The following is a 25,146-nucleotide window of genomic DNA, read 5'->3' on the forward strand; positions in this document are numbered from 1 at the left end:
TGGCCGGCGATCTCGTCCTGGGTGCGTCCGCCCACGTAGGAGAGCCAGGCGGCGCGCGCCGCCTGGTCGAGCTTGCGTTCGTACTTGTCCATGCTGCAGAGAATCCTTCTGGCCAGTCACTTCGATCATCCGGCTGCCGATGCGGCGATACCATACACGGTGCGTGACGTCAGCGCCGCCCCGGCGCTCGCCCGCCGGGCAGCACGGCCCGGGCCGCCAGGCCGCCGAGCGAGGCCGTCTCGAGGCTCAGCGAACCGCCGTAGAGACCCATCAGGTCCTCGACGATCGCCAGGCCCAGCCCCGAGCCCGAGCGGTGCTCGTCGAGGCGGGCACCACGGGCCAGGGCCGCGCGACGCTGTTCGGCGGTCATTCCCGGGCCGTCGTCCTCGATGCACAGTACCACCGTGCCGGCCTCCTCGTGCAGGCTCAGCCGCACCCGCGAACGCGCCCAGCGCAGGGCATTGTCGAGCAGGTTGCCGACCAGCTCCTGCAGGTCCTGCGGGTCCATGCGCACCGTCAGTTCGGGATCGAGCTCGCGCTCGAGGGCGATCCCGCGACGACCGGCCAGCCGTGCCAGGCCGTCGACCACCGGGGCGACCGCCTCGCCGACCCGGACCCGGCCGGTGAGTGTCGAGCCACCCGCCGCCGAGGCTCGGGCAAGATGGTGGCGTACCGCCTCGTCGATGCGCCCCAGCTCGTCGTGCACCTGGCGGCGCTGGGCCTCGGGCAGGCGCTCGGAGACGGTCCTGAGCACGCTGACCGGGGTCTTCAGGGCATGCGCCAGGTTGCCGGCGGCACTGCGGCCGCGCTCGATCAAGCGGCGATCGCGCTCGAGCACCTCGTTCATGGCCCCGGCCAGTTCGCTGAGTTCGCCGGGCAGACGGGTATCCAGACGCTCGCCGGCGCCGGACTCGACGCGCTCGAGATCCGCATGCAGGCGCCGCAACGGCGCCAGTCCCCAGCGAATCTGCAGCGCCAGCCCGCCGAGCAGCAGCGCCCCCAGCGCCAGCAGCGACAGGCCCAGCAGCCACTCGAAGCGCGCCACCTCGGCATCGAGTTCCTCGCGGGAGACGGCCACGCTGACGTGCAGCGGGCGCGGCCAGCCCGGCAGCCGCACATCGCGCTCGATGACCCGCAGCAGTTCGCCGCGCGGCCCCCGGATATTGCGCACACTGACCCCGTCGACCGTCGTCACCGGCAGCCGCTGGTCCCACAGCGAGCGCGAGACCAGCGCGGTGTCGTGGCGGTCGGTGACCTGCCAGTACCAGCCGGAGAACACCCGCTCGAAGCGCGCATCGCCCAGCGAGCGCGTCATCGTCAGCTGGTCGTGCTGGGCATCGTAGCCAAGGTCCGCCAGCACCACCTGCAGCAGCGAGGAGAGCCGCTGATCGAAGGCGGCGGTCGCCGATTCGCGGAAGTTGTAGGCCAGCCCCAGTCCGGCCAACGGCAGCACCACCAGCACCAGCGCCAGCGCCGCGGCGAGCAGCCGCTGGCCCAGCGTCCAGCCGGCCGGACGGGTCAGCCAGGCGCGCAGGCGTGCCTTCACCCCTCGCCCTCGAGGGCCACGGCGCGATAACCCTGGCCGCGCAGCGTCTCGATGCGCCCGCTGCCCAGCTTGCGGCGCAGCCGGCTGATCTGCACGTCGATGACGTTGGAGTCGGGCTCGTGATCACGGTCGTAGACGTGTTCGGCGAGCTCGGCGCGGCTGACGATGCGCGGCGCGGCGTGCATCAGGTAGGCGAACAGCCGCGATTCCTGCGCGGTCAGCGTCACCGGCCGCCCGGCGACGCTGACGCTGGCGGAGTGGGTATCGTAGGTCAGCTCGCCGAGCGTCAGCACCGGGTGCGCATGGCCGTGGCTGCGCCGTACCAGCGCCCGCAGGCGGAACAGCACCTCGGCGGTCTCGAACGGCTTGGTGACGTAATCGTCGGCGCCGGCGGAAAAGCCCGCCGCCTTGTCCGACCAGCGCTCGCGGGCGGTGAGCACCAGCACCGGCAGGTCGATGGCATCGTCGCGCCACTGCCCCAGCCAGCGGGTACCGTCGCCGTCAGGCAGCCCCAGATCGAGTACCACGGCGTCGTAACGCTCGGTGCGTACCAGAAAGTCGGCCTCGCCGCCGGTACCGGCAATCTCCACGAGCAGGCCGGCATCTCGCAGGGCCTCGCCGAGTGCCTCGGCCAGTGCCCGGTCGTCCTCGACCAGTAGAATCTTCATGATGAGTTCAACGCCGCTTCATGGCTTCGATATCCTGTCCCCTGCTGTCGATCAGCTCGCCGGTGGCGGCGTCGAAGACGAACTCGACCACCTGGCCGCCGGGGCCGATCATCTCGATATCGTAACGGATAGCCTCGTCCTCGTGCTCGAGCTCGACCTCGAGAACCTGCCCCGCATAGCGCTGCTGCAGCCAGTCGAGCACGCCGGGCAGCGCCACCAGCCGCCCGGCGCGAACGGCATCGTGCAGGCCGTGCCAGTCGTCGCCGGTATCGGCCGGGGCCGCCGTTGCCAACATCGTGCCCAGCACGACGAGACCGGTTGTCAGGATGCGATTGCGTGCGTTCATGCGTCTACCCTGCCAGCGCCTGCCTGAACGCATCATGAATCGCCCCGGCGGATGAACCCACCATGAACGCATTCTTCAGCTCACGGCAAGGTGGCGCGGCGTAAAACGGGTCATGACGCCGACGCCCGATGGCCCGGCGAACCGGCATCCGTTGCACGACAAGGAGACTTGCCATGACACCGCTACGCCTGATGATGCTCCCCGTCGCCTTCACCGGTGGATTTTCCGGTCTGGCCCTGGCCGACGAGGGCGGCCTTTCTTCCAACAGGCTCGACGCCCTGCTCGCCCGAGGCGATCTTCAGGGCGGTATCGCCTATCGCCAGCTCGATGCCCGCCCCGGCCATCTGGCGCTGGAGGGGCGGCGCGACGACGCCTGGCAGGCCTCGACCGAGCGGCTGGTGCGCGATGGTTCGCTGACCGGCCAGGTCGACGGCATCGCCGGCTGGCAGCTGTCCGGCACCGAATTCACCCGCGCCCTCGACGCGACCCGTCACGCCGTCGTGCAACAATTGGCGTCTCTCGCTGTCGATTCCACGGGGCATGCCGAATTCGATGGCCCGACACCTTCCGTTGACGCGGCCTGACCCGCGCCTCGCCCTCCTTACCGGCTACCGGAGTGAACCATGACGGACCATCACGACACCCTCAACGCACGCAGCCGCCGCCACAATGCCGCCTGGCAGGCGGCACGCAACTGGCAGCAGCGGGCGCACCGCGCCCGCCCGTCGTCGGCCGCCGGCGGCATCCGGCTGGTCGTCACCTGGCTGCTGTTCGGCGCCCTGATGGTGCTGGGCTCTCTGCTGGGGCTGTTCCTGCTGGTGGCGGGCTGGCTGATGATGCCGCTGATTCGCCATCGCCTGAAGAAACAGGCCGAGGCCTACCGGGCCGGCCATGCCCGCGATATCGGCGGCAATACCGCCTCCCGTCATGACGCCGACAGCGGCGGGAGCCACCAGGTTCTCGAGGGTGACTACCGGGTACGGGAGCCGCGCGACTGAGCGCACACTGCGAGTGTCGCTACCGGCCCGGGCAGCGCGACGGCGCGAGGTGGCAAAAAAGGCCCGCGCAGGGGATGCGCGGGCCGAGGCACAGGGAAGCGGATGCCGTTGGAAACGCCATCCGGACGTCCGGCGTGACTTCCGGACCCGACCAATCTACGCTCGCCCTTGCCCATAGTGCCAATATATTGCTGCGATCAGAGCAATAGTTCTTTACTGTCACGAACGATGCGGGGTATCCGACGTCGCCACCGACTCGTCGGGCGTCTCCGCGGATGACGTCCCGTCCCCTGTCGCGTCCGCGTCCGGGGGATCCGGCGGCGCCATTTCCGGGTAGCGCCGCGCCAGCATCTCCCGCAGGGTCCGGACCTCCTCGTTGAGCGTCGTCACCTGCTGGTTGAGATGGCGCATCATCTCGCGGTCCGCGCGGTGCTGGCGCGATTCGCGCTCGCCCTGGTCGGCGACGAACAGCGAGCTGATGTAGGCGGCAAAACTGCCGAACAGCCCCACCCCGCAGACCATCAGCAACACCGCCACGACCCGCCCCAGCGTCGTCACCGGATAGTAGTCGCCGTAGCCTACCGTGGTCACCGTGACGATCGCCCACCACAGCGCCTCCTCGGCGGTGTCGATCGGGCTGTCGGGATTGGGGCTCTCGACCAGCAGCATGGTCAGCGCGCCGAACGCCACCAGCAGCAGCGTCGCCGTGGCCGCCGAGGCGAAGAAGCCCTTGGCGCGATTGCGGAAAAGGATCCGCCAGATCAGCTGCATCGACTTCAGCGCTCGCAGCAGCCGAATCAGCTGCACCACACGGAACGCCTTGGCCCCCATCAGCCAGCCGGCGGGGACGCTCGCCAGCAGGTCGATCCACCCCCAGCGCATGTAGTGCCACTTGTTCTTCGCCGCGCGAAAGCGCAGGCAGAAGTCGATGAAGAAGCACACGCAGACCAGCAGGTCGATGTACTGCAGCAGGCGCGAGACTTCCGGCGAAAGCGTGAAGAAGGTATCGGCGATCAGCGCGCCGAGCACGTAGAAGGACAGGACCAGGATGAACAGCTGAAACGGCGTGATGCGATCTTCCATGGGCGGCGCAAGCGACTCCGGGGCGAGTGATCGAGGGTCCGGGCATGTTCGCAGGATACCCCCGTCGCCCGCCCCTGACGACCCGCCGGCCCGGCTGCCGGCGAATCGGAAGCGCCATGCCTGCCCTCCTGGTCACTCCAGGGCTTCGTAGGGCAGCCCCACGTAGTTCTCGGCGATGGTGGTCAGCCCAGCCCGCGAGCGGGTGTAGTAGTCGAGTTCGGCCTGCTGGATGCGCCGGTTGAAATCCTCTTCCTCGGAGAAGGTGTGCAGGTTGGAGGTCATCCACCAGGAGAAGCGCTCGGCCTTCCAGATACGCCGCAGGCAGACCTCGGAGTAACGGGCGATGAGGTCGTCGCGCCCCTCGTGATACACCTTGACCAGCAGCCGGTAGAGCGTGCTGACGTCACTGGCGGCCAGATTGAGCCCCTTGGCACCGGTCGGCGGCACGATGTGCGCGGCGTCACCGACCAGGAACAGCCGGCCGTGCTGCATGGGCTCGGCGACGAAGCTGCGCAGCGGGGCGATGCTCTTCTCCAGCGAAGGCCCGGTGACCAGGTTGGCGGCGACGTCGTCGGGCAGGCGCGAGGCCAGCTCGTTCCAGAAACGCTCGTCGGACCAGTCCTCCACCTTCTCGTCGGCATCGACCTGGACGTAGTAGCGGCTGCGGGTGGCCGAACGCATGCTGCACAGCGCGAACCCGCGGTCATGGGTGGCGTAGATCAGCTCGTCCGAGACCGGCGGCGTGTCGGCCAGCAGGCCCAGCCAGCCGAACGGGTAGACCCGCTCGAAGGTCTTGAGCCGATCGGCGGGAATCGAGCGCCGCGAGATCCCGTGATAGCCGTCGCAGCCGGCCACGTAGTCGCAGTCGAGGCGCAGCGTCTCGCCGTCCTTCTCGAAGGTCACGTAGGGATGGTCGGTCTCCAGGTCGTGCGGCTGCACGTTCTCCGCCTCGTAAATGGTGGTGGCACCGACCTCCCGACGCGCCGCCATCAGGTCGCGGGTGACTTCCGTCTGGCCGTAGACCATCACCCGCTTGCCGCCGGTGAGCTCGGCCAGGTCGACGCGCACGCGACGGTTGTCGAAGGCCAGCTCGAAGCCGTCGTGGGGCAGCCCCTCGGCGTCCATGCGCTCATCGACCCCGGCCTCGCGCAGCAGGTCGACCATGCCCTGCTCCAGCACGCCGGCACGAATGCGGCTCAGCACGTACTCGCCGCTGCGCCGCTCGAGAATCACGTTGTCGATACCCCGGCGCTGCAACAACTGCCCGAGCAGCAAGCCGGACGGACCCGCCCCGATAATGGCCACCTGTGTCTTCATGATTCTGCCTCCATAGCTGCACTCGCCACGGCAAGCTCGGCCGCGGCGTCGATGAATTGCATTTTTCATCGATTCCGCATCCCGAGTAAGGCAAAATCCCTGTCCAGCCTTGGACTTTTACAAGAACCACCCCTGACTTTGGTCGGAGCTTCCACGAACGGTACGCCATGCAGAACTCGCCGGACGACCGCGTCCCCGTCTTTCAACTCTACGGCGAAACCGGCCGCTGGCCGACGCCCGACCTGCTGCACTGCGAGTCGATCGCCGCGCGCAGCCGCCTGCACGACTGGCACATCAAGCCGCACCGCCATGCCGATCTGCTGCACCTGCTGCACATCCGCCACGGCGAGGTACGCCTCACCCTCGAGGAGGACGAACGCCGCCTCGACGGCCCGCAGGTCATCATCGTGCCGCCGGTGGTGATCCACGGCTTTCGCTTCTCGACGGACACCGACGGGCACATCATCAGCCTGGCGCCGCCGCTGGCCGGCCACCTGCGCGAGCGCCTGGCAGCACTCGGCGAGGTCTTCTCGCGGGCGGCTCACTACCCACTGGCCGACCAGCCGGAGGCGAGCCCCATCGCCACGCTGATCGAGACCCTCGTCGGCGAGTATCACCGCCCGGCCCCCGGGCGCGAGCCGCTGCTGCATGCCCTGATGCAGGCACTGGCGGTACAGGTGGCCCGACGCGCGTCACGGCGGCGCACGCGGCACGCCACACTGCGTCAGGACCGGGGGCGGGCGCACCTCGAACAGTTCCTGGCACTGATCGACGACCACTACGCCGAGCAGCCCACCATCGACGACCTCGCGGCCCGGGTGGGCATCACCAGTGCGCACCTCAACACCCTGTGCCGCCGCCTGGCGGGGCGCAGCGCCCTGCAGCTGCTGCACGAACGCCTGCTGCTCGAGGCCAAGCGCCAGCTGACCTACACCAACATGACCATCGGCCAGATCGCCGACCAGCTGGGCTTTTCCGAGCCGGCCTACTTCACGCGCTTCTTCAAGCGCCTGAGCGGGCAATCGCCCAAGGCCTTCCGACAGTCGCGTTGAATGGCAAATTTGCGGATCGCCAAGGAGTGCCGCCTTGTGGCCGACCTCTTTGAGAAAACAGGACGCGGCGATATCGTTGGCTCACCCCATCCCCCGCTTTCTCGACGCATTTCCAGGAGTGACCGTTCATGATGTTGACACGCCGATCCTTCCTTGCTGCAACGTCTCTGGCAGGAGGTGCTGCATTGGTGGGCCCTTTTGCCTGGCGCCAGGCAATAGCCAACGAGCCCAGCGAGCTGAAGATTCCCGAGCTGATTGATGCTCGCAATCACGGCCAATCGATTTCACTGAAGGCGCAACCGGGGAAAACCTCGTTCTATCCTGGGCGAGAAAGCGAGACGCTTGGCTATAACGGAAGCTATCTTGGCCCGACGCTACGCGTCCATCGTGGCGATGACGTCGAGGTCGCCGTCAGCAATACCCTGGGTGAGGATACCACCGTTCATTGGCATGGCTTGCTGATTCCCGGCGAGCTGGATGGCGGCCCCCACCAGCCCATCGCGAATGGAGCTACCTGGCGGCCGGTACTGCCTATCCGTCAGCCGGCCGCAACCCTGTGGTATCACTCGCATGCCTATGGCCGCACTGCGGAGCAGGTCTATGCCGGTCTGGCCGGCCTCATGATCGTGACCGATGACGAGGAAAAGGCCTTGGGGCTTCCCTCGGAATATGGCATCGATGATATTCCCCTGGTACTTCAGGACCGGCAGTTCGAGGATGGCGTCCTTACGATTCCACAGGGCATGATGACGATGATGCATGGGCGTCAAGGCAACACCCTGGTGGTGAATGGAACGGTCAACCCATTTGCCCGAGTCCCTCGCCGGCTGGTGCGGCTGCGTCTGCTGAACGGGGCCAATGCAAGGTTCTTCAACCTGTCCTTCTCGGACGGCCGATCCTTTCACTGGGTGGCTTCCGAAGCTGGCCTGCTTGAGAACTCCGTCGAGTTGCGCTCACTACACCTGGCACCAGGCGAGCGGGCTGAAATCCTGGTCGACTTCTCCGATGGGCGTCCTACGACTCTGGAGACAGGACAGAACAGCAGTACCTCCATGATGAGGTCACGCAGCGCCGGCGCCGAAAAAGAGGCCGTTGTCAGATTCGAACCCCAGGGCGCTGAAGCCTCCCCCATCCAGATTCCAGAACAGCTCTCGAGCCATGCACACCTCGAGGCCTCCCAGGCCATCCGGCGGCGCCACTTCGAAATGACCATGGACATGAGACAAATGATGAGCGGCAGATCGGGAAGTTTCGGCATCAATGGGCGCTCTTTCGACAGGGGACGGATCGATCAGCGCATCGGCCTCGGCGATGTAGAAATCTGGGAAGTCTCATCAGCGATGATGGTGCACCCGTTCCACATTCATGGCGTGCACTTTACCGTTCTGAGCCGAAACGGCTCGCTTCCGGATGTTCGAGACCAGGGCCTCAGGGACACCATCGTGGTTCAGGAACCCGTCGAACTGCTCGTGAAATTTACACAGCCGGCGGAAACCCTCCCCTTCATGTATCACTGCCATATCCTTGAGCACGAGGATAACGGGATGATGGGGCAGTTCTCCGTAAGCTGAAGCTGCTCGAGGCCGGCCGTTCAAGACTGGTCGGCCCATGGATCACGGCAGATACAGCACCGCCGCCCCACTCCTGAGGCGGGGCGGCGGTTCGACAATCACGCGAGGGCAATCAGTGGCGCTTGAGATGCTCGGCGTGATAGCGCAGGTGATCGTCGATGAAGGTGGCGATGAAGAAGTAGCTGTGGTCGTAGCCCGGATGGCGGCGCAGGGTCAGCGGGTGGTCGTGCTTCTCGCACACCGCCTCGAGCCGCTCGGGACGGAGCTGTTCCTCGAGGAAGCCGTCGGCCTCGCCCTGATCGATGAACAGCTTCTGGCGCGAGACACCCTTGGCGACCAGCTCGCAGGCATCGTACTGGGTCCACAGGCCGTGATCGTCGCCCAGGTAGTTGGCGAATGCCTTCTGCCCCCAGGGCACCACGCTGGGATTGACGATCGGCGCGAAGGCCGACACCGAGGCGAAACGGCCCGGCTGGCGCAGCGCCAGCACCAGCGCACCGTGGCCGCCCATCGAATGGCCGCTGATCGACTCGCGGCCGTTGACCGGGAAGTGCTGGCGCACCACCGACGGCAACTCGTCGTTGACGTAGTCGTACATCCGGTAGTGCCGTGACCACGGCTCGCTCTTGGCGTTGACGTAGAAACCGGCGCCGGAACCGAAGTCGTAGCTGTCGTGCTCACCCGGCAGGTCGAGCCCGCGCGGGCTGGTGTCGGGGCAGACGATCGCCAGCCCCAGCTCGGCGGCGAGCCGCTGGGCACCGGCCTTCTGCATGAAGTTCTCGTCGGTGCAGGTCAGCCCCGACAGCCACCACAGCAGCGGCACCTTGCCTTCTTCCGCCTGCGGCGGCAGGTAGATGGCGAAGACCATCTCGCAATCGAGCGAGCGGGCGTGGTGCTTGTAACGCTTGAGCCAGCCGCCGAAGGACTTGGTGGCGGAAACCAGCTCCAGCGATTCGGACATGGTCATGCGCTCTCCTCGTGTCGTGGGCGGCGGACGCCGGCTGCGTCCGCCGAACGGGCTCAGTAATGCAGGACGGTACGGATGCTCTTGCCCGCGTGCAGCAGCTCGAAGGCCTCGTTGATCTGCTCGAACGGCATGTCATGGGTGACGAACTCGTCGATCTTGAGCTTGCCGTGCATGTAGTCCTCGACGTAGCCCGGCAGCTGCGAGCGGCCCTTGACGCCGCCGAAGGCGGAACCCTTCCAGACGCGCCCGGTGACCAGCTGGAAGGGGCGCGTGGAGATCTCCTCGCCGGCCCCGGCGACGCCGATGATGATCGACTCGCCCCAGCCCTTGTGGCAGCACTCCAGGGCCGAGCGCATGACGTTGACGTTGCCGATGCACTCGAAGGAGTAGTCGACGCCGCCGTCGGTCAGGTCGACGATTACCTGCTGAATGGGATCGCCGTAGTCCTTGGGGTTGACGAAGTCGGTGGCGCCGAACTGACGGGCCAGCTCGAACTTGTCCGGGTTGACGTCGATGGCGATGATCCGCGAGGCCTTGGCCATCACCGCCCCCTGAATGACCGCCAGGCCGATCGCGCCCAGGCCGAACACCGCGACGGTAGAGCCCGGCTCGACATTGGCGGTGTTGAGGACCGCGCCGATGCCGGTGGTCACGCCGCAGCCCAGCAGGCAGATCTTGTCGAGCGGCGCCTCCCGGGACACCTTGGCCAGCGACACTTCGGGCAGCACGGTGTACTCGGAGAACGTCGAGCAGCCCATGTAATGATGGATCGGCTTGCCGTCCAGCGAGAAGCGGGTGGTACCGTCGGGCATCAGCCCCTGCCCTTGGGTAGCGCGCACCGCGCTGCACAGGTTGGTCTTGCCGGACAGGCAGAACTTGCACTTGCCGCATTCGGCGGTATACAGCGGGATCACGTGATCGCCCGGCTGCAGGCTGGTCACGCCCTCGCCGACCTCCTGCACGACGCCGGCACCCTCGTGGCCGAGAATCGAGGGAAACAGGCCTTCCGGGTCCTTGCCGGACAGGGTGTAGGCATCGGTGTGGCAGACGCTGGTCGCGGCCATCTGCACCAGCACTTCACCGGCCTTGGGGCCCTCGACGTCGATCTCGGCGAGCTCCAGCGGCTTGCCCGCTTCCCAGGCGATCGCGGCGCGTGATTTCATCGAACCCTCTCCTTCTCGAGTGGTGGACATCCGGGCTCGGGCCCGGACGTGGCATCATGGACCTTGGGACTCCCAGTCTAGGCACTGCCGGACGCCCGATAAACGCCGTCACCGTCACAAGATTATTGCCAGGGAGCAACAATGCAGCGCTGGGATCGCATCGAAGCCTTCGTCGAGGTGGTTCGCCAGGGCAGTTTTTCCGCGGCCGCCCGCCACCTCAAGGTCTCCAGCTCCCACGTCAGCCGCCTGGTGGCGCAGCTGGAGAGCAGCCTGGACACCCAGCTGCTCTACCGCACCACGCGGCGACTCAGCCTCACCGACGCCGGCACCCTCTACTACGATCGCTGCCGCCACCTGCTCGACGGCTTCCGCGAGGCGGAAACCGCGCTCAACGACTTCCAGGCCCGGCCGCGCGGCACCCTGCGACTGACCAGCGCCACCACCTTCGGCGAGCGCTACATCGCGCCGCTGGTCAACGACTTCCAGCGCCTGCACCCGCAGCTCGAGGTGCAAATGCACTTCACCAACCGCCAGGTGGACCTGATCGACGAGGGCTACGACGTGGCGGTCCGGCTGGGCATCCTCAAGGACTCGAGCCTGATCGCCCGGCGGCTCGGCGAGCGCCGCGAATATGTGGTCGGCTCCCGCGACTACTTCGAGCGCATGCCGCGACCGCACAGCCTGGCCGAGCTGGCCAGCCACAACTGCCTGCTCGGCTCCCGCGACAGCTGGCTGTTCAGCGTCGACGGGGCGCGCCGCGAGGTGCGGGTCAGCGGCCGCTGGCAGGCCAACTCCGGCCCGGCGCTGCTGGATGCCGCTCTCAAGGGGCTGGGGCTGGCGCAACTGCCGGAGTATTACGTCGCCCCTCACCTGCGCAGCGGCGAGCTGATCTCGGTGCTCGACCGCCACCAGTTCACCGACACGGCGGTGTGGGCGGTCTACCCGCGCCACCGGCACCTGTCCGCCAAGGTGCGCCAGTTCGTCGACTTCCTGGTGGAGCGGCTGGCCGCCGACTGACCCACCGGGCCGGTCATTGTCAGGTCTTGAGCGCCGCCGCGCCGTTGGACGGACGCATGGCGGCGGCATCCTCCTCGAGGAAGATCGGTCGCACGCTGTCGTTGAGATAGCAGGCATCGAATTCGGCGACATTCGCCAGTGCCTCGGGGTCGGGCAACGTCACCTTGTGGCGCTCGCGCAGCACCAGCTCTTCCTCGCGGAAGGCCGAGAAGGTACGACTGACATGCACGGCGCTCAGGCCCAGGGTGTCGGCCAGCTGCTCCTGGGACAGCGGCAGACGGAAGCGGCCATCGGTGGCGGCGCCGGTCTGGTCGAGACGCACGTACATCTCGTAGAGGAAATGCGCCAGCTTCTGGTGGGCGGTGCGACGCGCCAGGTTCACCAACCGTTCGGTGAGCAGCGCCTGCTGGCGGCTCGAGATCGAGAACAGCACGGCGGTCAGGGTGGTCGACTGGCGAAAAATGTCGAGCAACCGGCGGTGCGGGAAGTGGCAGACGACCCCGTCGTCGATCATCGCGACCCCGGCCAGGCGCTGGGAAAAGGCGAATTCGCGCAGGCCGATGATGTCGCCGGGCAAAAAGACCTCGAGGATCTGGCGGCTACCGTCCCCGAGGTTGCGATAGGAATACGCCCAGCCGCGGCTGACGGTGCAGAACTCGGTGGCCTGTTCGTTCTCCTGCCACAGCACCTCGCCCGCCCTGACGTCCCGCGGGCTTTCCTCGAGTTCATGAAGCAGCGCCTTGTCCTGCTCCGAGAGCCGGCAGTAGTGGCTGAAATGGCGAATGATACAACTGTCGTGATTAGTCACGGTGTTACGCTCTCCCGTTATCCAGCGTATCGCGGCATGTTCTTCTTGGCGGGCCGGTGCGAGTCGCCCGGCCCGTGCCGTCAGACAGCGCGCCACATGGTGGCCCGTCACACCCCGGATCGCCGATAACTCAGGTTATCGTCACCCGAGCGCGATCACGGCAGGGAGAGAGGGCCCGGCAGCCAGTCATTTCTTACTAGCAGCCGAAGCCCGGGATACGCAAGCGTCGACCAATGGCGACGCTTGCGGCCATTCAGCACTCGATGGCATTGACGGCAAGGCCGCCGCGGGAGGTTTCCTTGTACTTGTCCTGCATGTCGGCGCCGGTATCGCGCATGGTGCGAATCGCCTTGTCGAGCGAGATGAAGTGCTCGCCGTCACCGCGCAGCGCCATCTGGGCGGCGTTGATCGCCTTCACCGAGGCGATGGCGTTGCGCTCGATGCAGGGCACCTGCACCAGGCCACCGACGGGATCGCAGGTCAGCCCCAGGTTATGCTCGAGGCCGATCTCGGCGGCGTTCTCGACCTGGGCGGGCGTGGCCCCCATCACCTCGGCGAGACCGGCGGCGGCCATCGCGCAGGCCGAGCCGACCTCGCCCTGGCAGCCCACCTCGGCACCGGAGATCGAGGCGTTCTTCTTGCACAGGATGCCCACCGCGCCGGCGGCCAGCATGAAGTCCACCACATCGCGCTCGCTGGCCCCGGGCTGGAACTTCATGTAGTAGTGCAGCACGGCCGGAATGATACCTGCCGCGCCGTTGGTAGGCGCGGTGACCATGCGCCCGCCGGCGGCGTTCTCTTCATTGACGGCCAGGGCGAAGACGTTGACCCAGTCCATCGCCGAGAAGGTCGAGGCGATCAGGCAGGGGTTGTCCTCGGCGGCCAGCAGCCGCTCGTGCAGACGCTTGGCGCGACGCTTGACGTTGAGCCCGCCGGGCAGCACGCCCTCGTGGCTCAGGCCGTTGTCGACGCACTCCTGCATCGCCTCCCAGATCGCCCACAGCCCGCCGCGGATCTCGGCCTCGTCGCGCCAGGCGGTCTCGTTGGCCAGCATCAGCTCGCTGATGCGCAGGCCGTGCAGGCGGCACAGGGCCAGCAGCTCGCCGGCGCTGTTGAAGTCGTAGGGCAGCGGCGTGGTATCGACATCCAGCTGCCCCTCGCTGGCCTGCTGCTCGTCGATGACGAAGCCACCGCCCACCGAATAGTAGGTGTTCTGGTACAGCTCGTCGCTGTGGCCATGGGCGATCAGGCGCATGGCATTGGGGTGGTGCGGCAGGTTCTCGTCGTGCAGCTGCATGTCCCGCGCCCACAGAAAGGCGATGGCCAGCCGGCCGTCGAGCATCAGGGTCTGCGCCTCGAGCAGCTCCTCGATGCAGGGCGTGATGATCGTCGGATCGATGCGGTCGGGACGCTCGCCCATCAACCCCATGATCACGGCGCGGTCGGTGCCGTGGCCGATGCCGGTCGCCGACAGCGACCCGAACAGCTGCACCTCGATGCGCGCGACACGCTCGAGCAGGTCCCGGGCGCGCAGCGACTCGACGAAGTCATGGGCAGCCTGCATCGGCCCCACGGTGTGCGAACTCGACGGCCCGACGCCGATCTTGAACAGGTCGAATACACTGATGGCCACGTTGCCTCCCTTGTCGTCGCGACAGTCGGATGAATCAGATTGGCTAAACCCGGCGCCAAAGCACCGCCATTGACTCTAGGTTGCGCGGCGTTTATACGGAGGACAACGGAGAATTCCTGGCCACCCCTTTAGAAACACTAAATCATGAGCCGTACCCTCAACGCCCAGACCCACGCCTGGCTGAAGGTCTTCGCGGTCAGCGCCCGCCACCTGTCCTTCACCCGCGCCGCCGAGGAGCTGCACGTCACCACCGGCGCGGTCAGCCAGCAGATCAAGCAGCTCGAGGAGCGCCTGGGCTTCAAGCTGTTTCGCCGCCTGCCGCGGCGTCTCGAGCTCACCGATGAAGGCCGGCGCCTGGCCGGCGTGGTGGACGACGCCTACCAGGCGGTGGGTCAGGAGGTGCGCCGCCTGCGCTCGGGGCTGATGAGCGGCGTGCTGCGCCTGCGCTGCGTGCCGTCCTTCCTGACCAAGTGGCTGATGCCGCGCCTGCCACGGCTGCAGGCGCGCTTTCCCGACATCGAGATGCACGTCAGCGCCGAGGACAGCAACCTGTCGCTGCGCGACGGCGACTTCGACCTGGCCATCGACCTCAACGACGGCCACTACCCGGGGCTGGCCATCACCCCGCTGATGGACGAGGTGATCTTTCCGGTCTGCGCACCGGGGCTGATGCGCGGCCGCCCGCCGCTGCGCCGCGCCGAGGATCTCGCCTGGTACCCGCTGCTGCACGACGTGACCGCCTGGCGCGGCAGCCACGACTACGCCGAGTGGGAGCACTACCTCACCGCGATCGCCGCGCCGCACATCAACGTGCGCCGCGGCTACACCTTCAACCGCAACCAGCTGACCATGGAAGCCGCCATCAGCGGCATGGGCGTGGCCATCGCCCGACGCACGCTGATCACCACCGAGCTCAAGACCGGGGCGCTGATCGCGCCCTTCCCGGAGCAGGTGGCCACCGACAAGCGCTACGGCATCGTGCATGCCCCCGGGGCGCTGGACGACCGTCGCCTGCGCGCCGTGCACGACTGGCTGGTCGAGGAGGCCCGGCGCCACCAGGACGCCACCGGCCGCCCATGAAAGACGCCCGCGAGACAGGCTCGCGGGCGTCGGGGGTGGCGTCGGCGGCATGCGCCGCGGGCGTCACTCGTCGAGGAAGGAGCGCAGCGGCTCCGAGCGCGACGGATGGCGCAGCTTGCGCAGTGCCTTGGCCTCGATCTGGCGAATGCGCTCGCGGGTGACATCGAACTGCTTGCCGACCTCCTCGAGGGTGTGATCGGTGTTCATGTCGATGCCGAAGCGCATGCGCAGCACCTTGGCCTCGCGCGCGGTGAGCCCGCCCAGCACGTTGCGGGTGGCCTCGATCAGCCCCTCGCCGGTGGCCGAGTCGATGGGCAGCAGCATGGTGCCGTCCTCGATGAAATCGCCCAGGTGCGAGTCGTCGTCGTCGCCGATCGGCGTCTCCATGGAGATCGGCTCCTTGGCGATCTTGAGCACCTTGCGCACCTTGTCTTCCGGCATCTCGAGGCGCTCGCCGAGCTCTTCCGGGGTCGGCTCGCGGCCCATCTCCTGGAGCATCTGCCGCGAGACGCGGTTGAGCTTGTTGATGGTCTCGATCATGTGCACCGGGATGCGGATGGTGCGCGCCTGGTCGGCGATCGAGCGGGTGATCGCCTGACGAATCCACCAGGTGGCGTAGGTGGAGAACTTGTAGCCGCGGCGGTATTCGAACTTGTCCACCGCCTTCATCAGGCCGATGTTGCCCTCCTGGATCAGGTCCAGGAACTGCAGGCCGCGGTTGGTGTACTTCTTGGCGATCGAGATCACCAGGCGCAGGTTGGCCTCGACCATCTCCTTCTTGGCGCGGCGCGCCTTGGCCTCGCCGATGGAGAGCCGGCGATTGACCTCCTTGATCTCGCTGACCGGCAGCTGGATCAGCTCCTCCTCGAAGGCGATCTTGCGCTGGGCGCGCTGCACGTCGCCGCGGAACGGCCCCAGCTTGTCGGCGTAGCGCGGGTTGTCCGCCAGGAAGGCGTCGAACCACTCGAGCCGCGACTCGTTGCCCGGGAAGGACTTGATGAAGGTCTTGCGCGGCACCTTGCCCTTCTTGACGAAGAGCTGCAGGACCACCTTTTCCTGCTCGCGGACCTGCTCGACGCTGATCCGCACCTGGCCGACCAGCCGCTCGAAGTGCTTGGGCACCAGCTTGATCGGCGAGAACAGCTCGGCCAGGCGCGCCTGTTCGGCATTCGCCTCGGCCGAACCGAGACCGTGCTTGTCGATGGCCGCCTTGGCCCGTTCGTTCTGCTCGCGGATCTGCTCGAAGCGCGCCCGCGCCTCTTCCGGGTCCGGGCCGCCCTCGTTGCTGCTGGAATCGTCCTCGTCGTCGGCGTCGTCCGCATCGCCGTCCTCGTCGCCCTCGCCGTCGTCGAGGTCGGCCACCGGCTCCTCCTCGGGAACCTCCGCCTCGGCGACCCCCGGGATGCCCTCGTCGGGATCGATGAAGCCGGAGAACAGGTCGGACAGACGGCCCGGCGCTTCCTCGTCCTGGGTCGCATCGTAGGCCTCGAGAATCGAGTCCACCGCGCCCGGCAGATAGGCGAGCGAGGACATCACCTCGCGGGTGCCTTCCTCGATGCGCTTGGCGATCTCGATCTCGCCTTCGCGGGTCAGCAGTTCGACGGTACCCATCTCGCGCATGTACATGCGCACCGGGTCGGTGGTGCGGCCGACATCGCTCTCCACCGCCGCCAGCGCGGCCACCGCCTCCTCGGCGGCGGACTCGTCGGTGGAGTGGTCCGCCATCATCAAGGTGTCTTCATCAGGGGCTTCCTCAACGACATTGATGCCCATGTCGTTGATCATGCCGATGATGTCTTCCACTTGGTCCGGGTCGGCGATATCCTCGGGGAGGTGGTCGTTGACCTCGGCATAGGTCAGGAAGCCCTGCTCCTTGCCGCGCGCGATCAACTCCTTCAGACGTGACTGCTGCGTATTTCCAGCCATAGAAACCCTATATCGACGAAGAAGAATGGAGCACCTGAACGAAAAGGCGGTGAAAATCGAGTAAGCCCGCTAGTATAGCGGAATAGCGCCTTGCCCCGCCACTTTTTCTATTTGCGCCGCAATTCAGGTGTGTTAGTTTGTCCGGTTACGTTGCCGTTTGCTTTCCTCTTAGATGGGGGAGCCGGGCAATAATTCAACCCCCGCCCGCGCGACTGTCGCGTTCGCGGCGCCGCTCACCGATTGAGCGACATCAGCAGCTCCATGAGCCGCTGCTTCTCTTCCCGTGACAACCGCTCACCGCCCCGCTCCTTGGCCAGCAGTGCCGCATACTCGCTTTCCGGCGTCTGCCGCGAGCGTCGACGCTGAAAGTGCGCGACCAGCCCCTCGAGCTCGGTGGCGCGGGCGTCGCGCGGAATCAACAGCTCACGGCGCGCCAGCGCTTCCAGCCGCTGACCCTCCTGCGTGCCGTGGAAATGCGCCAGCAGCACCTGGGGGCTGCGATAGCGCCCGGCCCGAAGCAGCTCGATCACGTCCCGGCACAGCACCACGTCACCTTCATCGTCGGCGCACCAATCGAGATCGTCCGGCAGATGCTCGACCAGCGCCGGCTCATGCACCAGCAGCTGCAGCACCCGATCGATCATCGACAGCGCCCCGGCCAGCCGAGGTGCCGGCCGGGGCATCGCCGCCCCGGGCTCCGCCGCAGCTTCGGGGGGCTCGTCCACCACTGCCTCGGCAGCGGGCGCCGGCGCATCCGCCATCAGCGCCGTGAAACGCGCCTGATCGATACCGGTACGCTTCGACAGCTCACCGAGCAGCAGCGACTTCAGCACGCCCTCCGGAAGACGCTTCAACGCCGCCAGCACCGTGCTGGCGAAACGCTCGCGCTCCTCGATGTGCTGCAGGTCGCGCCCCTCGGCCGCCTGCTCGAACAGAAACTCCGACAGCGGCATGGCACAGGTAATGCGGTCGCGGAACGCCTGCGCCCCCTCGCGTCGCACCAGGCTGTCGGGGTCCTCGCCGTCGGGCAGGAACAGGAAGCGCACCTGGCGCCCGTCGATCATCTGCGGCAGCACCGCCTCCAGCGCACGCCGTGCGGCCTGACGACCGGCGTTATCGCCGTCGAAGCAGAACACCACCTCGCCGACCAGCCGGAACAGCCGCTGCACATGCTCCTCGGTGACCGAGGTACCGAGCGTGGCGCAGGCATTGCGAATATCGAACTGCGCCAGCGCCACCACATCCATGTAGCCTTCCACCACCAGCAGCCGCTCGAGCCGGCGATTGGCCTGGCGCGCCTCGTGAAGACCGTAGAGTTCGCGCCCCTTGTGGAAGACCGGCGTTTCCGGCGAGTTGAGGTACTTGGGCTTGGCATCGCCCAGCACGCGCCCGCCGAATCCCAGGGTGCGCCCCTTCCAGTCGCGGATCGGGAACATCACCCGGTCGCGGAAGCGATCATAGACGCGCCCGCTGTCCTCGCGCTGCACGAGCAGTCCGTACTCGACCTGCACGGCGTCATTGATGCCCTGGTCGTGAAGATGGCGCCGCAGCGCCTCCCAGCCGTCGGGGGCATAGCCGATCGCGAAATCGCGCAGCACCTCGGACGAGAGCCCGCGGCGTTCAAGATACTCGCGCCCGGCACGCCCCTCGCTCATGGCCAACCGTTCGCGGAAGAAGCGCGTCGCCAGCTCCAGCAGATTGACCCCTTCGCGACGCTGACGTTCCCGAGCCTGGGCACGCGGATCATCCTGCCCCTCGCGTGGTACCTCCAGCCCCAGACGCGAGGCCAGCTGCTCGACCGCCTCGGGAAAGCGCAGGTTGTCGTATTCCATCAGAAAGCGTAGCGCATTGCCGTGTGCGCCACAGCCGAAGCAATGGTAGAACTGCTTGTCCTGACTGACGGTGAACGAGGGCGACTTTTCCTGATGGAAGGGGCAGAGCCCGGCGTGATTGCGCCCTGCCTTCTTCAGCTGGACACGTTCACCGACCACATCGACGATATCGACGCGTGCCAGCAGGTCATCGAGAAAGCGCTGAGGAATGGGTCCGGCCATGCACGCACTCTCGAAAGCAGCCAATGCCGACAGGCTCCGCCCAGGGCGGCCGGCCCGTCTCGCACAAAAACAAACGGCCACCGAGTGGCGGCCGCTTGGCGTCCCTCTGAGGCAGAAGCTGCCTCAAGTACGGATCAATACAACCGTTCGAAGCGCTTGCGCTCACGCTGCAGCTTCTTGGCGTGACGCTTCACGGCCGCTGCTGCCTTGCGCTTGCGAACCGCGGTCGGCTTCTCGTAGCTCTCGCGACGACGCACTTCGGACAGAACGCCGGCTTTTTCGCAGGAACGCTTGAAGCGACGCAGAGCGACGTCGAACGGCTCGTTATCACGTACTTTGACAGAAGGCATTAAGCACTCACCTACCTTGGAATCATGAGTTCGGTTTGAACGCACGCCCCATGATCTGACGCATACCGTGGCAATGCATGCCAGGCACTAAGCTGGCACAACCGGCTATCGTCGGGAATCGGGCGCACGACCCAGTCTTGCAGAGTCGGATATTCTAGTGACGAACCACCAGCTTTGCAAACGTCGCCGCTCGCGCCCCAGAGCAATCGCAGTTGGCTTCGACGAGGGCGCCGGGGGCAGGTTGGAGAGGAGGTCCGATGCCAAGGATGGCATCGGTAGCGCCCAGGGAAGGGTTTACAGCGCCTCCTCGCAGGCCTGCCGTCGGCTCAGCCCAAGCCATGTTTCAGCTATCTGCAATAGCCTTGGCTCGCGCCCTGCCGGGGGATCGCCGAACGGGTTAGAATGGCCCTTTCACCGATCGACGAGCCGAACCATGCGCGTACTGGGGATCGAAACCTCCTGCGACGAAACCGGTGTCGCCCTCTACGACACCAAGAACGGCCTGCTGGCCGACGCCCTCTACAGCCAGATCGCGATGCACGCCGACTTCGGCGGTGTCGTGCCGGAACTCGCCTCCCGCGATCACACGCGCAAGCTGCTGCCGCTGATCCAGCAGGTGCTCGACGACGCCCACCTGACCCGCGGCGACCTCGACGGCATCGCCTATACCGCCGGCCCCGGGTTGGTCGGCGCACTGATGGTCGGCGCCGCCACCGCCCACGGCCTGGCCCGCGCCCTGGGCCGCCCGGTGCTCGGCGTGCACCACATGGAAGGCCACCTGCTGGCACCGATGCTCGAGGCCGACCCGCCCGCCTTTCCCTTCGTCGCCCTGCTGGTCTCCGGCGGCCACACGCAACTGGTGGCGGTGAACGGCCTCGGCGACTACCGGCTGCTCGGCGAGTCAGTCGACGACGCCGCCGGCGAGGCCTTCGACAAGGCCGCCAAGATGCTCGACCTGCCCTACCCCGGCGGCCCGCAGGTGGCGAAGCTGGCCGAATCCGGCGACCCCGCGCGCTTTCGCTTTCCGCGACCGATGACCGACCGCCCCGGGCTCGACTTCAGCTTCTCGGGACTCAAGACCCACACCCTGACCACCGCCCGCGCCCTGCGCGACGCCGGCGAGCTCGACGACCAGGGGCGCGCCGACATCGCCCGGGCCTTCGAGGATGCGGTGGTCGACACCCTGGTGATCAAGTGCCGCCGCGCGCTCGACGAGACGGGGCTGAAGCGGCTGGTGGTGGCCGGCGGGGTGAGCGCCAATGTGCGCCTGCGCGAACGGCTCGACGCCGAGCTGCGCAAGCGCAACGCCCGCGCCTACTATCCCCGGGGCCGCTTCTGCACCGACAACGGCGCGATGATCGCCTACGTGGGCGCCCAGCGCCTACTGGCCGGCGAGCGTGACGGCGAGGCCATGCGGGCCGTGCCGCGCTGGCCGCTGACCGAGTTGACCGCCCCGGCCATTGCGTCCTGAAACGACAGGCGATGATCGCGCTCTCCATAACTCCAGCGCCCAGCGCCTGCTGGCCGGCGAGCGTGACGGCGAGGCCATGCGGGCCGTGCCGCGCTGGCCGCTGGCCGAGCTGACGCCGCCCCGCGGCGGGCGCTGAGCCTCTCTCAGCGCCCGCCCAGATCGGGGCCATTACGCCCCAGGCGGCGAATGTTCCAGGCATGGCGCAGCCATACCAGCGCCGCCAGCACACCGATCACGCCGGCATACTCGGGCGCCAGCCACAGCCCGAGCAGCGGCGCAGCCAGGGCGCTGGTCAGCGACGCCACGGCCGCAGTGCGCACACGCCAGGCCAGCAGCGCCCAGAGCGTCGCACAGCTCAGCGCCACCCAGGGGGCCAGCACCAGCAGCACGCCGAAGGCACTGGCCACGGCCTTGCCGCCGCGAAAGCCGTACCATAGCGGATAGCTGTGCCCCAGCAGCACCCCGAAGCCGACCACGCCCTGCGCCCAGGGCGGCAGCTCGGCGGCCCGGGCCAGCCACAGCACCGGCATGCCCTTGGCGGCGTCGACGGACAGCGTCGCCAGGGCGAGCCGCGCGCCGTGCAGGCGCAGCACGTTGGAGAAGCCGGGGTTGCCCGAGCCCGAGACACGGGGGTCCGCGACACCGGCCAGCCGGCAGACCCACACCGCGCCCAGCAGGGTGCCGCAGACATAGCCCAGCCCGGCGAGAACGACGAGGGCGAGAACGAAATCATCAGGCATGGCGGCAATCCGGAACACGGTGGCACCCCGAGATTCTGCCATGCCGATTCGGTACAATCGACGCTTTACCCATCAGCGGGAGAACGACGTGGATCGCGTGCTGATCGAAGGGCTGACGGTGGAGACGGTGATCGGCGTCTACGACTGGGAGCGCACCATCCGCCAGCGCCTCGAACTCGACCTGGAGCTGGCCACCGACATCCGCCCCGCCGCGGCGGACGACGACCTGACCCACACCCTCGACTACGCCGCCATCTGCGAGGCCATCGCCCGCTTCGCCGAGGCGAGTCATTTCGGTCTGGTCGAGACCTTCGCCGAGCGCCTCGCCGCGCACCTGCGCGAGGCCTTCGGCATCACCGGGCTGCGCCTTACCGTGCGCAAGCCCGGCGCCGTCGCCGCCGCCCGTGCGGTGGGGGTGAGCATCGAGCGGGGCGCCCTCTGATGGCGCGCGTGGTGGTCAGCATCGGCAGCAACATCGAGCGCGAGCACCATGTGCGCCGTTGCCTGGACGCGCTGGACGCCGATTTCACCGGCCTGCGCCTCTCGCGCGTGTTCGAGAGCGAGCCGGTCGGGTTCGAGGATGGGCGCAACTTCTACAACCTGGTCGCGGCCTTCGACAGCGAGGCCACGGTGGGCGAGCTGCAGGCCTGGTGCAAGCGCCTGGAGTTCGCCCACGGCCGCCGCCCGGATAGCCCCAAGTACAGCGCCCGGCGTCTCGATGTCGACCTGCTCACGGTGGGCGAGCTGACCGGGTGCATCGACGGCGTCGACCTGCCCCGCGACGAGATCCTGACCAGCGCCTTCGTGCTGCAGCCGCTCGCCGAGCTGCTGCCGGAGGCGCGCCACCCGACCCGTGGCGAGCGCTACACCGACCTCTGGGCCCGCTTCGACGCCGACGACCAGCCATTGTGGCCGGTCGCCTTCACCTGGCGCGGCCGGGCCATTTCATCGCCCGACACGGCGCCCACCTCCGGGCGGTGATGCCAACGACTCGGTTCACGCCGCGTCCAGCGCCGCGGCGATCGCCGCCTGCCGCCGCCGTGCGAGCTCCGCGCCCAGGGCCCCACCCTTGAAACCCTCGTCGAGCAGGACCCGCGGCGATACCGCCGCCGCGGCCCGCCAGGCTCGCGAGACGGGCTCGGCCAACGCAGGGTGTTCGCGCTCGAGCAGGGCCAGCAGCGGCGCTACACGTTCGCTGCGCCGCCAGGCATCGATGCCGTCGAACCAGGCGCGAAGCCGCTCGGCAGTCAGCACCTGCAGTGTCGACGCCTCCCGCCATAGTCGCCGGGTCAGCGCCACCTGACGGGACAGGTTCGTATAGACATTGGGCACCTTGAGCCGTGCCTGCAGCGTCTCCCGTGCCGGGTCGTCGAGATGCTCGCAGAGCCGTGCCCAGCGCCACTGGGCCGGCGTGCCGACCTCGGTTCCCGGCAGACGCTCGAGTCGCGCCAGCGCCGCCTCGAGCGCGGCCCGGTCGGCGGCCAGTTCGGGCATCAGCATGGCGAGCGCACCGCAGTCCATCAGGCAGGCGAAATAGGCCGCCGCGTCCTGCTCACCCAGTGCCTTCTCGGTTTCGACCCACACCCGTTCGGCGACCAGGTGGGCAAGCTCGCCGCTCTCGGCCAGCCGGCGCATCAGTATCAGCGTGTCGTCGGCGACGCGAAAGCCCAGCGAACGATAGCGGGCCAGGAACCGCGCCGTGCGCAGCACCCGCAGCGGGTCCTCGACGAAGGCCGGGGAGACATGGCGCAACAACCGTGCCTCGAGGTCGACGCGGCCGTGGAAGGGATCGACCAGCTCACCCTCGGGTGACTCGGCCATGGCATTGATGGTCAGATCGCGTCGCTCGAGGTCCTCCTCGAGCGTCACCGACGGGTCGGCATGCACCACGAAGCCGGTATAGCCATGGCCCTGCTTGCGCTCGGTACGGGCCAGGGCGTATTCCTCGTGGGTCTCGGGGTGCAGGAACACCGGAAAGTCGCGCCCCACCGGCTTGAAGCCGCGCCGGATCATGGCGTCCGGCGTGGCGCCGACCACCACCCAGTCCTGATCGACCACCGGCCGGCCGAGCAGTGCATCACGCACCGCGCCGCCCACCCGGTAGACCGCGAGCCCGACGAGACGTGGGTCGCGGGTCATCGCTCGACCCGCTGCGGGTGGCGGTGCTCCCAATCGGTGAAGCCGCCGTCCAGGCTGTAGACGCGCTCGAAGCCCTGCCCGGCCAGCCAGCTTGCGGCCTGCTGGCTGGAGTGGCCGTGGTAGCAGACCACCACCAGGGTCGCGTCACGCGGCGTGGCGTCGATCAGCTCGCCGACGGTGGCGTTGTCGACGTGGCGGCTGCCGGGGATGTGCCCGCGCGAGAAGCTCAGCGGGTCGCGGATGTCGACCAGGGTCACGGCGGTGCCGTCATCCAGCCAGCGAGTCAGAGTGGCGTGATCGAGGTGTTCGAAGGCGGGTTGCGTCATGCAGACCTCCCGGGAAAGTGTGCGGGCGACGCGTCAGCGCCGCGTGGTGCAGGGTACGCTGACCCGCGTGCCGTCGGCCAGGTCCAGGGCGGTGAGAGAGCCGCCCCACACGCAGCCGGTGTCCAGCGCCTCGACCCGCACCGCGGCCTGAGGCGTCCGGCCTTCCAGCGCCGCCCAGTGGCCGAACAGGATGCGCGGGTCGTCGTCGCGGGCATAGCGGAACCAGGGCGCGAAGCCCGGCGGTGCCGAGTCCAGCCCCTCCTTGGCGTCGAAGTCCAGGGTGCCGTCGGCGGCGATGAAGCGCATGCGGGTAAAGACGTTGACGATCGCCCGCAGGCGATCGACGCCCGCCAGATCGTCGCGCCAGCGCGCCGGGGTGTTGCCGTAGAGCTGGGCGAGAAACTCGCCGGCCCGTTCGCCGCACAGGCAGGCGGTGACCTCGTCGGCCAGCGCCCGGGCCTGGTCCAGCCCCCAGTGCGGCAGCAGCCCGGCATGGGTCATCAGGGTGCGGTCGGCGGTGCCGCGGCCGTCGTCGACCCACAGCGGACAGCCCTGCAGCCAGTCGAGCAGTGCCGCGCCGTCCGGCGCCTCGAGAATCGGCGCCAGGGTGTCCTTGCGCTTGAGCGCCTGCCCGCCGCGCGCCACGGCCAGCAGGTGCAGGTCGTGATTGCCCAGCACCACGCGCGCGGCATCGCCCAGCGCGGCCACTTCACGCAGGCAGGCCAGCGACCCCGGGCCGCGGTTGACCAGGTCGCCGGCCACCCACAGGGTGTCGCGGCGCGGGTCGAAGCTCAGCCGCTCGAGCAGGGCGACGAACTCGGCATGGCAGCCCTGCAGGTCTCCGATGGCATAGGTCGGCATGAAATCCTCGCACTCGGGTCGGTGAAGCCG

Annotated in this window: 26 protein-coding genes; 10 read left to right on the top strand and 16 right to left on the bottom strand. The window is 67.8% G+C overall.

Annotated elements, in window-relative coordinates; genetic code table 11:
• Positions 1-169 precede the first annotated feature (169 nt).
• From ACTCB7_RS10105 to ACTCB7_RS10115, 3 genes are read right to left on the bottom strand one after another with little or no spacing between them, the layout of a single operon-like run.
• Complete coding sequence (locus tag ACTCB7_RS10105) at positions 170-1,546, bottom strand: sensor histidine kinase (protein WP_463006576.1); 1,377 nt, start codon at positions 1,544-1,546, stop codon at positions 170-172.
• Positions 1,543-2,214 carry a winged helix-turn-helix domain-containing protein gene (locus tag ACTCB7_RS10110; protein WP_463006577.1) on the bottom strand — a complete coding sequence of 224 codons (672 nt, stop codon included), beginning with the start codon at positions 2,212-2,214 and terminating at the stop codon, positions 1,543-1,545. Before ACTCB7_RS10110 ends, ACTCB7_RS10105 begins: the two co-directional genes overlap by 4 nt.
• A gap of 7 nt (positions 2,215-2,221) precedes the next feature.
• Positions 2,222-2,560, bottom strand: a complete 339-nt coding sequence (locus ACTCB7_RS10115) for a PepSY domain-containing protein (RefSeq protein ID WP_463006578.1) — start codon at positions 2,558-2,560, stop codon at positions 2,222-2,224.
• Between the two features lie 173 nt (positions 2,561-2,733).
• On the opposite strand from ACTCB7_RS10115, the gene ACTCB7_RS10120 reads away from it, so the two are divergent.
• Positions 2,734-3,144 (top strand): hypothetical protein, encoded by a 411-nt coding sequence (locus ACTCB7_RS10120; RefSeq protein ID WP_463006579.1) that lies wholly within the window; start codon positions 2,734-2,736, stop codon positions 3,142-3,144.
• Between the two features lie 39 nt (positions 3,145-3,183).
• Complete coding sequence (locus ACTCB7_RS10125; RefSeq protein ID WP_463006580.1) at positions 3,184-3,558, top strand: hypothetical protein; 375 nt, start codon at positions 3,184-3,186, stop codon at positions 3,556-3,558.
• Between the two features lie 219 nt (positions 3,559-3,777).
• Here the strand turns inward: ACTCB7_RS10125 and ACTCB7_RS10130 are convergent, their stop codons facing one another.
• The gene (locus ACTCB7_RS10130; RefSeq protein WP_463006581.1) at positions 3,778-4,641 is read right to left on the bottom strand and encodes an ion transporter; all 864 of its coding nucleotides are present in this window, start codon (positions 4,639-4,641) and stop codon (positions 3,778-3,780) included.
• 132 nt (positions 4,642-4,773) lie between these two features.
• Positions 4,774-5,958 (bottom strand): 4-hydroxybenzoate 3-monooxygenase, encoded by a 1,185-nt coding sequence (gene pobA, locus ACTCB7_RS10135; RefSeq protein WP_163650393.1) that lies wholly within the window; start codon positions 5,956-5,958, stop codon positions 4,774-4,776.
• A gap of 167 nt (positions 5,959-6,125) precedes the next feature.
• Between pobA and ACTCB7_RS10140 the strand changes: the two genes are divergently transcribed.
• The gene (locus ACTCB7_RS10140; RefSeq protein ID WP_463006582.1) at positions 6,126-7,010 is read left to right on the top strand and encodes a helix-turn-helix domain-containing protein; all 885 of its coding nucleotides are present in this window, start codon (positions 6,126-6,128) and stop codon (positions 7,008-7,010) included.
• 128 nt (positions 7,011-7,138) lie between these two features.
• A complete protein-coding gene (locus ACTCB7_RS10145) occupies positions 7,139-8,581 on the top strand; it encodes a multicopper oxidase domain-containing protein (RefSeq protein ID WP_463006583.1) in 1,443 nt (480 codons plus the stop codon).
• Between the two features lie 112 nt (positions 8,582-8,693).
• Here ACTCB7_RS10145 and fghA read toward each other — a convergent pair whose 3' ends face one another.
• Both fghA and ACTCB7_RS10155 read right to left on the bottom strand, forming a co-directional pair.
• Positions 8,694-9,548 (bottom strand): S-formylglutathione hydrolase, encoded by an 855-nt coding sequence (gene fghA, locus ACTCB7_RS10150; RefSeq protein ID WP_463006584.1) that lies wholly within the window; start codon positions 9,546-9,548, stop codon positions 8,694-8,696.
• Positions 9,549-9,601: 53 nt separating this feature from the next.
• Entirely contained in the window at positions 9,602-10,711 is a 1,110-nt protein-coding gene (locus ACTCB7_RS10155; protein WP_463006585.1) for an S-(hydroxymethyl)glutathione dehydrogenase/class III alcohol dehydrogenase, read from the bottom strand.
• A 141-nt stretch (positions 10,712-10,852) separates the two neighbouring features.
• Between ACTCB7_RS10155 and ACTCB7_RS10160 the strand changes: the two genes are divergently transcribed.
• Positions 10,853-11,728, top strand: coding sequence for a LysR substrate-binding domain-containing protein (locus tag ACTCB7_RS10160; RefSeq protein ID WP_463006586.1), 876 nt, complete (start codon positions 10,853-10,855; stop codon positions 11,726-11,728).
• A gap of 19 nt (positions 11,729-11,747) precedes the next feature.
• On the opposite strand, the gene ACTCB7_RS10165 is transcribed toward ACTCB7_RS10160, so the two are convergent.
• Complete coding sequence (locus ACTCB7_RS10165) at positions 11,748-12,536, bottom strand: Crp/Fnr family transcriptional regulator (protein WP_463006587.1); 789 nt, start codon at positions 12,534-12,536, stop codon at positions 11,748-11,750.
• 253 nt (positions 12,537-12,789) lie between these two features.
• A complete protein-coding gene (locus tag ACTCB7_RS10170) occupies positions 12,790-14,169 on the bottom strand; it encodes an L-serine ammonia-lyase (RefSeq protein ID WP_463006588.1) in 1,380 nt (459 codons plus the stop codon).
• A 144-nt stretch (positions 14,170-14,313) separates the two neighbouring features.
• Here ACTCB7_RS10170 and ACTCB7_RS10175 point away from each other — a divergent pair, with 144 nt between their 5' ends.
• Positions 14,314-15,249 carry a LysR substrate-binding domain-containing protein gene (locus tag ACTCB7_RS10175; protein WP_463006589.1) on the top strand — a complete coding sequence of 312 codons (936 nt, stop codon included), beginning with the start codon at positions 14,314-14,316 and terminating at the stop codon, positions 15,247-15,249.
• Positions 15,250-15,312: 63 nt separating this feature from the next.
• Here the strand turns inward: ACTCB7_RS10175 and rpoD are convergent, their stop codons facing one another.
• The 3 genes from rpoD to rpsU form a co-directional block, all read right to left on the bottom strand.
• Positions 15,313-17,175, bottom strand: coding sequence for an RNA polymerase sigma factor RpoD (gene rpoD / locus ACTCB7_RS10180; RefSeq protein ID WP_463006590.1), 1,863 nt, complete (start codon positions 17,173-17,175; stop codon positions 15,313-15,315).
• A gap of 233 nt (positions 17,176-17,408) precedes the next feature.
• A complete protein-coding gene (gene dnaG / locus ACTCB7_RS10185; protein WP_463006591.1) occupies positions 17,409-19,229 on the bottom strand; it encodes a DNA primase in 1,821 nt (606 codons plus the stop codon).
• Between the two features lie 134 nt (positions 19,230-19,363).
• Positions 19,364-19,579, bottom strand: coding sequence for a 30S ribosomal protein S21 (gene rpsU / locus ACTCB7_RS10190; RefSeq protein ID WP_031382407.1), 216 nt, complete (start codon positions 19,577-19,579; stop codon positions 19,364-19,366).
• A 433-nt stretch (positions 19,580-20,012) separates the two neighbouring features.
• On the opposite strand from rpsU, the gene tsaD reads away from it, so the two are divergent.
• Both tsaD and ACTCB7_RS10200 read left to right on the top strand, forming a co-directional pair.
• Positions 20,013-21,050, top strand: a complete 1,038-nt coding sequence (tsaD, locus tag ACTCB7_RS10195) for a tRNA (adenosine(37)-N6)-threonylcarbamoyltransferase complex transferase subunit TsaD (protein WP_463006592.1) — start codon at positions 20,013-20,015, stop codon at positions 21,048-21,050.
• Positions 21,040-21,186, top strand: coding sequence for a hypothetical protein (locus ACTCB7_RS10200; protein WP_463006593.1), 147 nt, complete (start codon positions 21,040-21,042; stop codon positions 21,184-21,186). Before tsaD ends, ACTCB7_RS10200 begins: the two co-directional genes overlap by 11 nt.
• A gap of 7 nt (positions 21,187-21,193) precedes the next feature.
• On the opposite strand, the gene plsY is transcribed toward ACTCB7_RS10200, so the two are convergent.
• Entirely contained in the window at positions 21,194-21,790 is a 597-nt protein-coding gene (gene plsY / locus ACTCB7_RS10205; protein WP_463006594.1) for a glycerol-3-phosphate 1-O-acyltransferase PlsY, read from the bottom strand.
• A gap of 88 nt (positions 21,791-21,878) precedes the next feature.
• Here plsY and folB point away from each other — a divergent pair, with 88 nt between their 5' ends.
• Both folB and folK read left to right on the top strand, forming a co-directional pair.
• Positions 21,879-22,232 carry a dihydroneopterin aldolase gene (gene folB, locus ACTCB7_RS10210; RefSeq protein WP_463006622.1) on the top strand — a complete coding sequence of 118 codons (354 nt, stop codon included), beginning with the start codon at positions 21,879-21,881 and terminating at the stop codon, positions 22,230-22,232.
• The gene (gene folK / locus ACTCB7_RS10215; RefSeq protein ID WP_463006595.1) at positions 22,232-22,771 is read left to right on the top strand and encodes a 2-amino-4-hydroxy-6-hydroxymethyldihydropteridine diphosphokinase; all 540 of its coding nucleotides are present in this window, start codon (positions 22,232-22,234) and stop codon (positions 22,769-22,771) included. Before folB ends, folK begins: the two co-directional genes overlap by 1 nt.
• A gap of 15 nt (positions 22,772-22,786) precedes the next feature.
• Here folK and ACTCB7_RS10220 read toward each other — a convergent pair whose 3' ends face one another.
• The 3 genes from ACTCB7_RS10220 to ACTCB7_RS10230 are packed head-to-tail and all read right to left on the bottom strand — an operon-like array spanning position 22,787 to position 25,116.
• A complete protein-coding gene (locus tag ACTCB7_RS10220; RefSeq protein WP_224416462.1) occupies positions 22,787-23,929 on the bottom strand; it encodes a polynucleotide adenylyltransferase in 1,143 nt (380 codons plus the stop codon).
• Positions 23,926-24,255 carry a thiosulfate sulfurtransferase GlpE gene (gene glpE, locus ACTCB7_RS10225; protein ID WP_224416461.1) on the bottom strand — a complete coding sequence of 110 codons (330 nt, stop codon included), beginning with the start codon at positions 24,253-24,255 and terminating at the stop codon, positions 23,926-23,928. Before glpE ends, ACTCB7_RS10220 begins: the two co-directional genes overlap by 4 nt.
• A 33-nt stretch (positions 24,256-24,288) precedes the next feature.
• Positions 24,289-25,116 carry a symmetrical bis(5'-nucleosyl)-tetraphosphatase gene (locus tag ACTCB7_RS10230; RefSeq protein ID WP_224416460.1) on the bottom strand — a complete coding sequence of 276 codons (828 nt, stop codon included), beginning with the start codon at positions 25,114-25,116 and terminating at the stop codon, positions 24,289-24,291.
• Positions 25,117-25,146: the final 30 nt, after the last annotated feature.

This window comes from Modicisalibacter sp., from assembly GCF_055145905.1.